The following is a 15147-nucleotide window of genomic DNA, read 5'->3' as shown; positions in this document are numbered from 1 at the left end:
ACTAAATATTTTCTTTTAAATAATTTACAACAAAATCAATTTCTTGTTTTGTAGTGTATTTAGAAAAAGAAAAACGAACCGAAGTTTTATCTGCATCAGTATCATTTAAAATCTCTCTTAAAACGTGTGAACCTTTATTGCTACCACTTTGGCAAGCACTTCCTCCTGAAATAGCTATTCCTGCCATATCTAAACTAAATAAAAGCATGTCGTTGGTAAAAGGAAAACGTACATTTAAAATGGTGTAACTACTTTTTTCTATGTCTGATGAAAGTCCGTTAAACTCAATGTCTTTTGAAAATCCTTTTAATTCTGAAATAAAGTATTCTTTTAACTCCCCTATTTCTTTTTGATCCTTTTCAAGATTAGAAACACCAATTTCCAATGCTTCTTCCATGCCCAAAATAGCATGAACATTTTCTGTACTAGACCTTGCACCCATTTCTTGATCACCACCATGAAGCATCGGTAAAATTCCAAACCCTTTTCTAAAAAAGGCAAACCCTACTCCTTTTGGTCCATGGAACTTGTGTGAACTAGCTACCATAAAATCTAACGGTATTTTCTGTAAATCAATATTATAATGACCTATCGCTTGTACGGTATCCGAATGAAATAAGGCTTTATTATTTTTACAGATTGTAGAAACAACATCAACATCTAAAATATTTCCTATTTCATTATTTATAAACATTAAACTAACCAATGTTTTATCTTCTGTTGCTGATAAAAGTTGCTCTAAATGAACAGTATCAATAGTTCCAAATTCATTAAGATTTACATACTCTACAAGTATGTTATGTGCTTTTTCTAAATGATAACACGTATGTAAAACGGCATGATGTTCTATTTTTGTAGTAATAATTCTTTTTACGCCGAGATTAAAAACAGCATTGTGTAAAATTAAATTATCTGCTTCTGTACCTCCTGCAGTAAAAATAATTTCGCTCGCCGTTACATTAAAATGCTTTGCTATATTTTTTCTTGCAGTTTCTACAGCCGATTTTGCTTTTCTACCAAATTGATGAATAGAGGATGGATTACCATAATTATTTTTCATAGACGTATGCATTACATCTATAACTTGGTCATCTATTTGAGTGGTTGCTGCGTTATCTAAATAAACGGTTTTCATAACTTAAAATTAAATAGGGTTTTGAAAAATATAAACTTCTGTAGCTCCTAAGCCATATTTCTTGTAAGAAGCATCGTAAAATTTCACAGGATATTTATTTAATAATCTTAAAAGTTCAGATCTTAAAACACCTTCTCCAACTCCATGTATAAAAACAACTTTAGCGATTCTTTTAGATATGGCAAACTCAATTTTACTTTTTGCGGTATCTAATTGTAGGTTTAACATATCGTAATTATCCATGTTTCTTGTAGACTTAGTCAGTTTACTAATATGTAAATCGACTTCTAAAATCACTTCTTTCTTTTCTTTTTTAAATAAACTTTTCTTAGGTTTATTTTGCGATATCTTCTCTTTTAATATCGAATTATTAATATCACTAAACTTAGATAATTCATGTTGCTCCACATCAATTCGTACTAATTCTGATGCATTGAATTTAAAAATCATACCATCGGTAGTTTCTACAGAAATATCATCACCATTAATCCCGATGACTTTTCCTTTTAGAACATCATCTAAAACAGCTACTTTATTTCCAATTTTTAAACTCATTATTTATTTTGACTTAATTTTATTATCGCTTTTTTCAGAAAGTATATTTGTTGCAAAAATAACAAGATGAAAAAGGTTTCTCTCTAAAATAGGTATAAATTCTGATTATTTAAAATAGTATCAATATCCCACTTTAAAAAAAAAGCTATACAAAAGACTTTTGTTTGTCAATCTGAATTTATTTCAGATTCTTGTAACTACTAAAATTTAATGCATTAAGATACAGAAACAAGATCATTATATCAGCAGTTCTTCATAGTAAGCAATAGATTCTTTTTTTATAAATTTTTTAATTTATCCCCAAAAAGTAATAATAGTATAATTGGAATTCCTAATGAGATTACTAAGATTTTATTTGTTTCAAATAAAGACGGATTTAGCAACAATGTTATTGCAAAACCACCAATAGCTCCACCTAAATGTGCAGAATGCCCAACATTACCCAATTGCTTTTTCATTCCGTAAATTGAATATAATAAATACCCAACTCCAAAAATATAACCAGGAATTGGTATTGGAATAAAAAACAAATACAATTCCATTGCAGGATATAAAAGTATCGAAGCATACACAATACCAGAAACGGCTCCAGAAGCTCCTACCGCACTATAATAAGGTTCATTTTTATGATATTTTAGTGAATACAAACTGCCCGCTAATAAACTCCCGAAATAGATCATTAAAAAATTTGGTATCCCTAAAATATGAGCTACAATATCTCCAAAAAGATATAAAGCATACATATTAAAACCTAAATGCAGCCAGTCTACATGTAAAAAACCAGAGGTAAGTGTTCTTATTTTTTCTCCAGATAAAACTTTACCTACTTGAAACTTATATTTATCTAAAAAAGAATAATCCTTAAACCCTTTCATAGAAACCAAAACATTGGCAATAATCAGTATTAATACTGCTTGATTTATATTGTTCATCATAAAGCAAAATTACTGAAATCTGATTTACTAATGCTACTTCATTTTAAATATATATCGGATATTTGCACTCAAAATAATACTCCATGCATTTAATTGTTTTTAGTCTTATATACCCATTTATTTGGTTAATATCTAAACTTCCTATGAAGGTATTATACATCATTTCAGATGGATTATACTTATTAAATTACTACATTATTGGCTATAGAAAAGAGGTAGTTTTAGAGAACTTAAAATTAGCTTTTCCAGAGAAAGAAGAAGAAGAACTTAAAAAAATTCAAAAAGGTTTTCTTAAACATTTAACAGATTTTATTGTAGAAAGTATAAAGACCTTTACAATTTCTGAAAAAGAAATTTCTAAAAGAATTACATATAAAAATATTGATTTATTAAAAGAGGTTGCTAAAAATGGAAAAAGTATTTCTTTAGTAGGAATTCATCAAGCAAATTGGGAGTGGCTTACCGGTTTACCTTTACAAATTAAAAAACCAGATTTCTATGCTGCATATACCAAAGTACAAAATAAACATTTTGAAAAAGTAATTAAAATGTCTCGTTCAAAGTTTGGTGGAACCTTATATAGAACTTCAGACACGATAAGAAATCTTCATAGAAATTTTGTAAATAAAAAACAGGGTATTTATATTTTATTAAGCGATCAATCTCCACAAATAAAGAATACCCATTATTGGGCAGAATTTATGGGAGTAAAAGTACCTATTCACACAGGTGCAGAAACTTTATCTAAAAGATATGACATGTCTTTTGTATATTGGACAACAAGAAAAATTAAAAGAGGTTATTATGAAGTTGAATTTGAATTGATAACAGAAAACCCAAAAGAATATAAAGATTACCAACTTACAGATAAATTTTTAGAAATAACGGAAAGAAATATAAGAAACCAGCCTGAAGTGTACTTATGGTCTCACAAACGTTTTAAACATAGAGATAAAGTTCCGGCATCTACATCATAAATAATAAAAATATGCAGTTTTTAAGTTTTGCATTTACCTATCCCTTAATTATACTACTCTCTATTTTACCTATGAGAGTTTTATATATTATTTCAGATTTTTTCTTCTTTCTAGTATATTATGTCTTTCGTTACAGAAAAAAGGTAGTTTTGGCAAACTTACATCTTGCTTTCCCTGAAAAATCGGAGAATGAAATAAAATTAATTTCTAAAAAATTCTTTAAACATTTTACAGACTTAGTTGTAGAAAGCGTTAAATACTTTTCTATTAGTGAGAAAGAGATTAAAAAACGTTATAAGTATCTAAATCCTGAATTAGTAGATAATTATAACAAAAAGAAAAGAGGTATTATAATTGTTGGTGCACACCAGGCAAACTGGGAATGGTCTACAAGTATGCCACTTGCTTTAGAAACAACTATTTTAGGTGCATACTCTAAAATACAAAACAAGTATTACGAAAAAGCTATTAAAAAAAGTAGAAAGCGATTTGGAATTGATGGTTATAAAACCTCTGAAACAATTCTTAATATTCAAAAAAATATTGATAATAACCTACAAGCTGCTTATATTTTACTAAGTGATCAATCTCCACAACCGCATAAAACGTATTATTGGAGCGAGTTTTTTGGTGTAAAAGTACCAATACATACGGGTGCAGAAATGCTTGCAAAAAAATTCGACTTTGTTGTAATTAACTATGTAGCAAGAAAAGTAAAGAGAGGTTATTATGAAGTTGAATTTCAATTAATAACTGAAACCCCTAAAGATTTTGATGATTATAAAATTACAGATAAATATACCAAAATAACAGAAGAAAATATAAGACAACAACCAGAATTATATTTATGGTCTCACAAACGTTTTAAACATAAAGACAAAGTGCCAAAAGAATTTTTATAATCCTTTTGGCACTTTTAGTAGATTTTTTTTTCTTTTACAAATTAAATCTTCCACCAATTAAAATATTTCTTTGGAAAAAAGTAAAACTTTGAGAAGCTCCATCATTTGGATTATAAGTTGTTTGAACATCTGGCATATAAATATAACCAAACTTTAAATCTGATTGAATATAGAAATATTTAAAAAATGTAAAATCTAGTCCAACAACAGCAGAACTACCATAACCTGCAATATGAAACTCATCATGTCTTTCTTGGTTAAATAAGGTTACATCTGTTCTTGGATATAAAATACCTGCACCAAAACCTTCCGTAAGGTTTATTTGAAAGTTTTTATGGTTTAGACCTATTAAATGACCAATTTCATCAAATCTTCTAAACTCAACATTTACATAATTTAAACCATCGGTATGTTCTAGTTGTAAAAAATCTTCAGATAATATTTGATTATCATTATTATAAACACCATCAAATGGCGTTCCTGCATTTATCTTTCCGTCAATTTTTACAGTTTGATCTGCAACCATTACATATTTCATGTGGTCTACTCCTATAGAAATCGTATAATTTTCTTTTAAAAAGTACCCTATTCTATAATTATTTTGAGGAATGGTAATTCTACCCGGATTTAAATAATCGTTAAAACTAAATGGCGTTTGCCTGTCTTTTGCTTTTACATTACGTAAGGTAAAATCATAACTACCATTATCTCCTGTAAAGTGAATATCAGAATCAGAATAATTAGCCCTGTTCCATCCCCAATAAAAAAAGAATTTTCCCTTATTGGTAATCTTATCTACACTTTTTAAATTATCAATATTCTCTGTGCTATTTTCTTGTGAAAAAGAGCAGATACTCATTAATAAAAATGAACCTATAATTATTTTTGTTTTCAAAATACTACGCTATTATTGCTTTAATTTCATTGATAAATCTTACTGCTAAATTATCTGCAGCTTGCTGAGATTTTGCTTCTGTGTAGATTCTAATAATTGGCTCTGTATTAGATTTACGTAAATGAATCCACTCTTCTGCAAAATCTATCTTTACACCATCTATTGTATTTACATCTTCGTTAGAATAGGTAGACGCCATTGTTTCTAAAATCTTGTCTACATCTATTTCTGGTGTTAACTGAATTTTATTTTTACTCATAAAGTAACTAGGGTATGAATCTCTTAGCTCTTTACAAGATATTTTTTTGTTTGCTAAATGCGATAAAAATAAAGCGACACCCACTAGAGAATCTCTACCATAATGAGAAGCTGGATAAATGATTCCACCATTTCCTTCTCCACCAATTACTGTATTGGTTTCTTTCATTTTGATAACCACATTTACTTCTCCAACTGCTGAAGCTGTATACGTTCCTCCATGCTTTTCTGTTACATCTCTTAATGCTCTAGAAGATGATAAATTAGAAACCGTGTTTCCACCACCTAATTTCCCTAAAACATAATCTGCACAAGCAACTAAAGTATATTCTTCTCCGAACATAGAACCGTCTTCAGAAATTAAAGCCAAACGATCTACATCTGGATCTACTACAATTCCGAAATCTGCTTTTTTCTTTACCACCAATTCAGAGATATCTGTTAAGTGCTCTTTTAAAGGTTCTGGATTGTGAGGAAACTCACCGTTTGGTGTACAATATAACTCTACACACTTTACTCCTAATTCTTTTAATAAAGCAGGAATAAAGATTCCTCCTGTAGAATTTACACCATCTACAACTACTTTAAATTTTGCTTTTTTAATAGCCTTAACATCTACTAAATCTAGTTTTAAAACTTCTTTAATGTGCTTCTTTAAGTATTTTTTATTCTTTTTATAAGAACCTAAATCATCTACTTCTGCAAATGAAAAATCTTCACTTTCTGCTAAAGCTAAAATTTGCTCTCCTTCTTCTCCGTTTAAGAACTCTCCTTTTTCATTTAAAAGTTTTAAAGCATTCCATTCTTTCGGATTGTGAGATGCTGTTAAAATAATTCCTCCATCTGCTTTTTCTAAAGGTACTGCAACTTCTACTGTTGGTGTTGTAGATAAACCTAAATCTATTACATCTATTCCTAAACCTACTAAAGTATTGGCAACTAAACTAGAAATCATTTTACCAGAAATACGAGCGTCTCTACCAACTACTACTTTTATTTTTTTCTTACCAGGATTTCTAGCCTTAATAAATGCTCCGTATGCAGAAGCAAATTTTACTGCGTCTATTGGTGTTAAATTATCAGCAGTTTTTCCGCCAATGGTTCCTCTAATTCCTGAAATTGATTTTATTAATGTCATAATTTTTGGTTGTCTTTTTAAGCGGGACAAATATAATTCTATTAAATGATAAAATAAATTAGTAGGTAGTAAATTTTGATTTGCTTTTGGTTGGCAAAAATGTGCGTTAGGGATTGCAACGGCATCCTTTTTATAGCACTTATTAAAAAGCGTCATTGCGAGGAACGAAGCAAACTGTTAATTAATGATGAGATTGCCACAGTTTACAAAAAAAATAAACTTCGTAATGACAGCTATAAAAAGATATAGTGGAAAGACCGACCTTTTTAGGGAACACCCAGAAAAGAGTTGGCAGTATTCAGTATTCAGTATCCAGTATCCAGTATCCAGTATTCAAAAAATTTATTTTTTGAATACTGGAAATCTACAAAGTTATTAGAAATTTTAAAGCACAAAAAAAGCCGATACAAATTGTATCGGCTTTTAAAATATATTAGAAATGTAAATGATTATTTACCTTCTTCCATTTTTTTCTTTAATGCTGCAAGACCACCAATATCTCCTAAGGTAGTTTTTTCTGCGTCTGCTGCTTTCTTAACGGCAACTTTCACATTTCTTTTCTCTTGCTCTTTAAATAAAGATGTATGAGAAACAACAACTCTTCTGTATTCTTTAGAGAATTCTAAAACTACAAATTCGATTTTGTCTCCTTTTTCTAATTTAGAACCATCTTCTTTTTCTAAGAATCTTGTTGGTGCAAATCCTTCTACGCCATCAGCGAAAGTTACAACTGCTCCTTTATCATTCTTTTCTTTGATTGTTCCTTCATGTTTAGAACCGATTGCATACGTAGCTTCATGTGCATCCCAAGGGTTATCTTGAGTTTGCTTATGACCTAAGTTTAACTTTCTGTTCTCTACATCTAATTCTAATACTTGTACTTCAAGTTTATCACCAACAGTTACAAAATCTGATGGATGCTTCACTTTCTTAGTCCAAGATAAGTCTGAGATATAAACTAAACCATCAATACCTTCTTCTAATTCTACGAATACACCAAAGTTAGTATAGTTACGAACTGTACCAGTGTGAGTAGAACCTACAGGATATTTAGTAGTAATATCTGTCCAAGGATCTGGGTGTAATTGTTTGATACCTAAAGACATTTTACGGTCTTCACGGTCTAAAGTTAAAATTTGAGCTTCAACTTTATCTCCTACTTTCACGAAATCTTGTGCAGAACGTAAGTGAGTTGACCAAGACATTTCAGAAACGTGAATTAACCCTTCTACTCCTTGTTCTACTTCTACAAACGCACCATAATCAGCTAAAACAACAACTTCACCATTTACTTTATCACCAACTTTTAATTCGTTGTTTAAAGCTTCCCAAGGGTGAGCAGATAATTGTTTTAATCCTAATTGAATTCTAGATTTGTTATCATCAAAGTCTAAAATTACAACGTTTAATTTTTGATCTAACTCAACAACCTCATTTGGATGATTGATTCTAGACCAAGATAAATCAGTAATATGTACTAATCCGTCTACACCACCTAAATCAACAAAGACACCATAAGAAGTAATATTTTTAACAATACCTTCTAATACTTGTCCTTTTTCTAATTGACCAATAATTTCTTTTTTCTGTAATTCAATATCAGCTTCAATAAGAGCTTTATGAGATACAACAACGTTTTTAAATTCGTGGTTGATTTTAACAACTTTAAATTCCATTGTTTTCTCAACATACTGATCGTAATCTCTAATTGGCTTAACGTCAATTTGAGATCCTGGTAAGAATGCTTCAATTCCGAAAACATCTACAATCATACCACCTCTAGTTCTACATTTAACGAAACCGTTAACTACTTCACCAGTTTCATGAGCATTGTTAACACGTTCCCATGCTTTAATAACTCTTGCTTTTTTGTGAGATAATACTAATTGACCAGAAGAATCTTCTCTTTTGTCAACTAATACTTCTACAGTATCTCCTTCTTTTAAACCTTGGTTGTAACGAAATTCGTTTAAAGAAATAACTCCTTCAGATTTAGAGTTGATATCGATGATTGCATCTCTATCAGTAATTCTGATTACAGTTCCTTCAATTACGTCACGCTCGTTTACAAAACCTACAGTTCCTTCTAACGCTTTTTCAAATGCTTGTAATTTTTCTTCATCAACAGCTTCAATACCTTGTTCGTATTTGTGCCAGTTAAAATCAGCTAAAAATTGTGTTGGATCTACAGCAGGAGTCGCTGTTTCTTGTACTTCAGCAGCAACTACTTGCTCTTCAGTGTTTTTTGTTTCTTCAGACATTTCTGAATAATAATTTTGTATCTTATTGTTTATCAGATTTTAACGATATAAACGCAAAGAGTTGTTTTTATAAATTGTTTTAAATATTCCTTTTATAAATCTGTTCTCGTAAAAAGGAGTGCAAATTTACAAAAATGTTTTGATTTATAACACTTTACAATTAATTTATTATTCCTTTTATTGTTGATATACAAAAAACTACCTTTGCACCCTTAAAACCTTTTAGGTAGATTTTAATGAAGATGGATAAAAATACAAAAGATTTAGTAGATAAAGGAATAATGCTTCCGTTAATGGAAGAGTTCTATACCATACAAGGAGAAGGTGCTCATACAGGTACTGCCGCTTATTTTATTAGAGTTGGTGGTTGCGATGTAGGTTGCCATTGGTGCGATGTTAAAGAAAGTTGGAATGCAGAATTGCACCCACCAACTTTAGCAGACACTATTGTAGATAATGTTAAAAAATATGCAGAAACCGTTGTTATAACTGGTGGTGAGCCTTTAATGTGGTCTATGGATTATATTACAGATTTACTTCAAAAAAACAATATTAGAACGCATATAGAAACTTCTGGTGCGTATTCTTTTTCGGGTAAATGGAATTGGTTTTGCCTATCGCCAAAGAAAACAAAAATGCCTTTAGCAGAATGTTATCCAGAAGCAGATGAGCTTAAAATGATAATTCATAACAAATCTGATTTTGATTTTGCAGAACAAGAAGCTGCTAAGGTCGGAGAAAAATGTCAACTTTATTTACAACCAGAATGGAGTAAAAAAGAAAAAATGACAGCAGAAATTGTAGAATATGTAATGAAAAATCCAAAATGGAAAATTTCTTTACAAACACACAAATACCTGAATATTCCATAATATTCAGGTACTTTATATTTTTATTAGAAGCTGTTTCCTGCTTTTCATTATATCTTTTTATAACTATCATTGCCAGGTTTACTTTTTTGTAAACTGTGGCTATCTCCTTTAAGGTAACATATCATCACATTTAAAAGGCTATAAAAAGGATGCCATTTCAATCAGGGCTAAGCGTATTTATAAAACAATAACTAATCAGTGAGTTTTTTATCTACTAAGGTACAAATTCTCTCAAATTGCTCTGTAATTCCCATATCAGAATTATCAAAACCAATTGCATCACTCGCTTTCATTAAAGGAGAATCTTCTCTTGTAGAATCTATTCTATCTCGTTCTTCAACATTAAAAAGAATATCTTCAAATTTTACATTATCTCCTCTATCAATTAATTCTTTATAACGCCTTGTAGCTCTTTTATCTGCAGAAGCAGTCATAAATAATTTTAATTCAGCCTTCGGAAAAACAACTGTTCCAATATCTCTACCGTCCATAACAATACCGCTGTTTACTCCCATAAGTTGCTGTTCTGCAACTAACTTTTTTCTTACTTCAGAAATAGTAGATACTTTACTAACTAGTTGAGAAACTTCTAAGGTTCTAATCTCTTTTTCTACATTAATAGCATTTAAAAACATTTCTGCAAAACCTAAATCTTTATTAAATTGAAAAGTAAGAGAAATATTTTTAAGGTTTAAAAGAAGTCCTTTTTCATCTAAATGAGTTTTACTTACAAAATTATTATTCATAGCAAACAGAGTAACCGCTCTGTACATTGCACCTGTATCTACATAAATATAATTGTATTTTTTTGCTAATAATTTAGCAATGGTGCTTTTTCCTGTTGATGAAAAACCATCAATAGCTATTATAATTTTTTTATTCATATTACCTTCTACTATCTAAATCTATTAATAAACTAAAAGTACTTGTATTTGCTGCAGAATGAAATTTAGAATATGCATAATTAAACTTTAATCTGTTCAATTGAATTCCAAACCCATAAGAAAAACCACTAAAAGTTCTAGCGTTTTGTAATTTTAATTCTGCTGCTCTTCTAAAATTATATCCCAATCTTAAATTAATTAAACTCTCAGGAAACAATTCACCTCCTATTACAAAATGTCTAAAAGTATTTCCTATAAAACCTACGTCTTCATTAGTAGCATTACCTTCAAAATCGGCTATTTGATCAGAAGGATTTGCTACAGAAATATCCCATTTTTGTAAGTTATCTATAGTTGCATACCATTTTAATGGTACGTATTCTAATTTATAAGAACCTCCTAATGCAACTTTAAATGGCATTTTTTCTTTTACACCATTATATGTTTGTAACTGAGTACCAATATTTCTAGCAACTAAAGTAAATGTATAAGGTTTGTAAGGGTTATTGTATAAAATGGCTAAATCTGCAGAAACACCAACAGAACTATAACTGTCTATATTAGAATTTATAAACCTTAGGTTAGCACCAACAAAAATATTTGATTCTGGTATATTTAAAGCATAACCAGCTGAAACTGCAATATCACTTGCATTAAAATTACCTGTTTCTTTTCCTTGCTCATCAGCTCCTATTAAAGAACCATAATCTATATATTTAATACTTCCATGTATCGTTCCAAACCTTCTAGAAATAGTCTTTGCAAATGCTAAAGACCCAATATTTATACCAGCTAAATAACTCGTGTAATTTGCAGATATTTTATTATCAAGTTCAACACTAATCACAGAAGGATTCCAAATAGGTTGGTTTACATCATCTAAAAGTGTTAAAACCTCACCACCTAAAGCTACTTGTCTCGCAGAAGTAGAAATATTTAAAAACTGATACACTTCTTCTCCTCCAACTTGAGCAGTTAAAGAGATAGAAAAAAATAAAATAGAAATAAAAAATAATTTAATCATTAACTAATTTAGTTTCAATTTACAAATATACTTTATAACGTTGTAGCATCATAAAAATTACTATTTAAAACTATAAAATATTTTCATATAAATATCATTATTAAATAATCCTGAATATTATTCGTGAGAAATATTTATAATTTCATAATAATTAATTTTGATACTCAACAGACACATAAGACCTATTATATTTCTTTACTCAATTTTCTAAAAATATAAATTGCATATAATATTTATCTTTAAAAGGTACAGTACAAAGTATAATATTGAGACAGCCACTTATTCTGAATACATATTATATTAAACGCTTCAAAACTAAGAAAATCAACTATACTTTATTAAAAACAAAGGCTATTGAGTACTGAAATATTTTTGATTCCTTATTATTTATTGTATTTTCGTCCATACAACTGTTTTTCTACATTTATTGTTTCTTATAAGTTTTATCTTGACTACACATTAAAGTTTACCTCTTAAAAACAGTATTAAACAAGCCACTAAATAAATTAACCTATATATTTTACGAAAACTACAATATGAGTAATTCTTTTAGATCCAAAACTACCTTAGATAAAGGCGTAACTATACCTAGTCTGATTTTTATAATCTCCATTTGTCTAATTTCTGCTATTTTCCCTGAATTTACAGAAACCCTGCTGGATAAGGTTAAAAACTTCATATTTGTTAACTTTAACTGGGTATACGTTTGGTCTGTTACAATATTTGTTATTTTCTTAATTTATTTAATGTTTAGTAAGTACGGAAACATTAAGCTAGGAAGTAACGATAGCAAACCAGACTATTCTTACTTTTCTTGGGTTTCAATGTTATTTTCCGCAGGCATGGGAATTGGGTTGATGTATTTTAGTGTAGCAGAACCGATGCAACATTACTCCAATGAAGTATTAATGGGCAATAGTAACATTAGTACTGCAAAAAATGCTCAATTATATACTTTTTTCCATTGGGGAATTCATGCCTGGGCTATCTATGGTACTGTAGGATTATCATTATCCTACTTCGCATATCGATACAAACTTCCACTTTCATTACGAAGCTGTTTATATCCAATACTAAAAGATAAGGTTAAAGGAAAATGGGGTAACGCAATTGATGTATTCGCTCTTTGTAGTACCTTTTTTGGAATAACAACCACACTTGGTTTTGGTGTTGTTCAAATAAATTCCGGATTAGAAACCCTAAACATAGTACCCGAAAGTAGTTTTATCTATCAAATTATAATAGTAGGTGTATTGGTTTCTATTTCCATTATTTCTGCTGTAACCGGCGTAGATAAAGGTGTTAAAATACTGAGTAATATTAATATTATTAGTGTTGTTATTTTATTATTATTTGTTTTATTTCTAGGCCCAACTGTTTATATAATAAGCAGTTTTACCGAAGGAATGGGAAGTTATATTCATAACTTTTTTAAACTAACATTTAACACACATATTTATGAAGAAGAAACACTGCCTTGGTTTTACGATTGGACCATACTTTACTGGGCGTGGTGGATTTCTTGGTCTCCTTATGTTGGACTTTTTATTGCTAAAATTTCTAAAGGAAGAACTATACGAGAATTTATTTCAGCAGTATTAATTATACCAACATTATTCAATTTTATTTGGATGTCTGTATTCGGAAATAGTGCTATTTGGTTTGATATGAATGTCGCAAATGGACTACTTAGTGAATTATCTAGTAATCCTGATGCCTTGATGTTTAATTTTTTAGAATACCTTCCATTCACTAAGTTAATTAGTTTATTAGCTATTTCTATCATTCTTATTTTCTTTGTAACATCTGCAGATTCAGGGATGTTTGTAATGAATAGTATCTCTAGTAAGAACTCACAAAATTCACCAAAATGGCAAACTGCAGGATGGGGAATTCTACTTGCTGTTCTGGCTCTATTTTTATTAAATGCTGGTGGACTTGAAGCCTTACAAAGCATGACGCTTATTACAGCACTACCGTTTTCCATAATAATTCTTTTATTTGTTGTAAGCCTTGTAAAAGCACTCGCTATAGATAATGATTATTACAAACGTGATTTTCAAGTAACTCCATGGTCTGGTTTATTTTGGAAAGAACGTTTAAAACAAATTATTTCTTATGATGATCAAAAATCTGTTAATGAATTTATAGAAAATACGGTTAAACCAGCCTTTAAAGAACTACAACAAGAATTTGTAAATAATGGAATTGAAGCAACTGTTCATTTTTCCGAAAAACCCAAAAGCGTAGAGATTGAAATTAAGTATGATGTCGTTAATAATTTTGTATATGGTGTAAAAAATCAATCAAAATTAGTTTCTCAATATTTAATTGATGAAGACAACCTTGGAGGGTTTGAAGAAGATTGTTCGTACCTTCCTATAACTTATTTTGGTGATTACAGAAAAGGATATGACGTACGCCTTTTTACTAAAGATGAACTAATTTCTGATGCCCTCAAACATTACGAAAGACTTTTAGCTATTATTTCCGAAGAAAAAAACGAAATGTTTATTAGTAGCAATGCGAATAAAAAATAAATCAGTACTGTAAATTTAACTAATTCGTAGACAGATTTCATTAAATTTACTAGTTCTTGCACCGTTTTTATACATTGCTGTCGTCTTTCCTGATTATAATGGCACTAATATTATGAAATTTCTTCTTTTAAATCTTCTTCAGATTCAAAATAAGTTTCCCATAACAAATCATATACAATAGACCTACTAAAGAATTATATTTAACCATTTGTTTGTAGTAAAGCATATCTATGTTTTATTACTAATACGAGATCATTTATAAAGGGTATTTGTCTTTTAATTAACTTGTTTTTTCTAAATTAAAAACCAATATCAGTTAATGTTTCATGAAAACTAATGTTGTTGAAAGAAAGCAAGGATATAAAAACTATTTAAAAGCTGTTTAGTCTTCAATTAAATACTACCAAAAGACTAAACATCTAACAATGTAAAGAGAAATCATCTAACAATGTAAAGTATTCTGTAATCAAAGATATGAGATATCTCTTGCCGTCGAAATGACCATTTAAATAGTTTTATATAATGTGATAAAAAAAAAGACTATGCTTTCATTTTAGCACATAAAAAACTCAATTCCATAGAATTAAGGTAAACCTATAATAAATTAAGATCGATAAAAAATAAAGATTCACGCAAGGCTAGTGCTCGTTTGTAACGAGTACCGTCACAGATAATCCGTTTTCACACAGTTAGGCATTCTACTTTGAGTTTAGCACAAAAAAAAACCTCAATTCGTAAGAATTGAGGTTTAAAGAAAGGCGGCGACCTACT

General features: G+C 29.6%; 12 protein-coding genes. 4 read left to right on the top strand and 8 right to left on the bottom strand.

Features of this window, described 5'->3' with window-relative positions; all coding sequences use genetic code 11:
• Nucleotide 1: 1 nt before the first annotated feature.
• The 3 genes from GQS58_RS00060 to GQS58_RS00050 form a co-directional block, all read right to left on the bottom strand.
• Nucleotides 2-1135, bottom strand: coding sequence for a cysteine desulfurase family protein (locus GQS58_RS00060; protein WP_166381647.1), 1134 nt, complete (start codon nucleotides 1133-1135; stop codon nucleotides 2-4).
• Nucleotides 1136-1144: 9 nt separating this feature from the next.
• Nucleotides 1145-1690, bottom strand: a complete 546-nt coding sequence (locus tag GQS58_RS00055) for a Smr/MutS family protein (protein WP_166381645.1) — start codon at nucleotides 1688-1690, stop codon at nucleotides 1145-1147.
• Between the two features lie 278 nt (nucleotides 1691-1968).
• Nucleotides 1969-2625, bottom strand: coding sequence for a rhomboid family intramembrane serine protease (locus GQS58_RS00050; protein ID WP_166381643.1), 657 nt, complete (start codon nucleotides 2623-2625; stop codon nucleotides 1969-1971).
• A gap of 83 nt (nucleotides 2626-2708) precedes the next feature.
• Here GQS58_RS00050 and GQS58_RS00045 point away from each other — a divergent pair, with 83 nt between their 5' ends.
• On the top strand, nucleotides 2709-3602 hold the full coding sequence (locus GQS58_RS00045; protein ID WP_166381641.1) for a lysophospholipid acyltransferase family protein: 894 nt from the start codon (nucleotides 2709-2711) through the stop codon (nucleotides 3600-3602).
• Nucleotides 3603-3613: 11 nt separating this feature from the next.
• Nucleotides 3614-4504: a lysophospholipid acyltransferase family protein gene (locus GQS58_RS00040; protein WP_166381639.1), complete on the top strand. Its 891-nt coding sequence runs from the start codon at nucleotides 3614-3616 to the stop codon at nucleotides 4502-4504.
• A gap of 34 nt (nucleotides 4505-4538) precedes the next feature.
• Here the strand turns inward: GQS58_RS00040 and GQS58_RS00035 are convergent, their stop codons facing one another.
• The 3 genes from GQS58_RS00035 to rpsA all read right to left on the bottom strand — a co-directional run bounded on the left by GQS58_RS00035 (nucleotide 4539) and on the right by rpsA (nucleotide 9056).
• On the bottom strand, nucleotides 4539-5363 hold the full coding sequence (locus GQS58_RS00035) for a hypothetical protein (protein ID WP_166382490.1): 825 nt from the start codon (nucleotides 5361-5363) through the stop codon (nucleotides 4539-4541).
• 40 nt (nucleotides 5364-5403) lie between these two features.
• A complete protein-coding gene (gene glmM, locus GQS58_RS00030) occupies nucleotides 5404-6795 on the bottom strand; it encodes a phosphoglucosamine mutase (RefSeq protein WP_166381637.1) in 1392 nt (463 codons plus the stop codon).
• Between the two features lie 449 nt (nucleotides 6796-7244).
• Nucleotides 7245-9056, bottom strand: a complete 1812-nt coding sequence (gene rpsA / locus GQS58_RS00025) for a 30S ribosomal protein S1 (protein WP_166381635.1) — start codon at nucleotides 9054-9056, stop codon at nucleotides 7245-7247.
• 242 nt (nucleotides 9057-9298) lie between these two features.
• On the opposite strand from rpsA, the gene GQS58_RS00020 reads away from it, so the two are divergent.
• On the top strand, nucleotides 9299-9928 hold the full coding sequence (locus GQS58_RS00020; protein WP_166381633.1) for a 7-carboxy-7-deazaguanine synthase QueE: 630 nt from the start codon (nucleotides 9299-9301) through the stop codon (nucleotides 9926-9928).
• A gap of 191 nt (nucleotides 9929-10119) precedes the next feature.
• Here the strand turns inward: GQS58_RS00020 and cmk are convergent, their stop codons facing one another.
• Both cmk and porQ read right to left on the bottom strand, forming a co-directional pair.
• Entirely contained in the window at nucleotides 10120-10812 is a 693-nt protein-coding gene (gene cmk / locus GQS58_RS00015) for a (d)CMP kinase (RefSeq protein ID WP_166381631.1), read from the bottom strand.
• A 1-nt stretch (nucleotide 10813) separates the two neighbouring features.
• Entirely contained in the window at nucleotides 10814-11836 is a 1023-nt protein-coding gene (porQ, locus tag GQS58_RS00010) for a type IX secretion system protein PorQ (protein WP_166381629.1), read from the bottom strand.
• Nucleotides 11837-12372: 536 nt separating this feature from the next.
• Between porQ and GQS58_RS00005 the strand changes: the two genes are divergently transcribed.
• Complete coding sequence (locus GQS58_RS00005; protein ID WP_166381627.1) at nucleotides 12373-14376, top strand: BCCT family transporter; 2004 nt, start codon at nucleotides 12373-12375, stop codon at nucleotides 14374-14376.
• Nucleotides 14377-15147: the final 771 nt, after the last annotated feature.

The sequence above is a fragment of the Polaribacter sp. 11A2H genome (assembly GCF_011379025.1).
Taxonomy (GTDB): domain Bacteria; phylum Bacteroidota; class Bacteroidia; order Flavobacteriales; family Flavobacteriaceae; genus Polaribacter.
The sequence above is the reverse complement of the archived record's forward strand: the minus strand, read 5'-3'. Positions and strand labels throughout refer to the sequence as shown.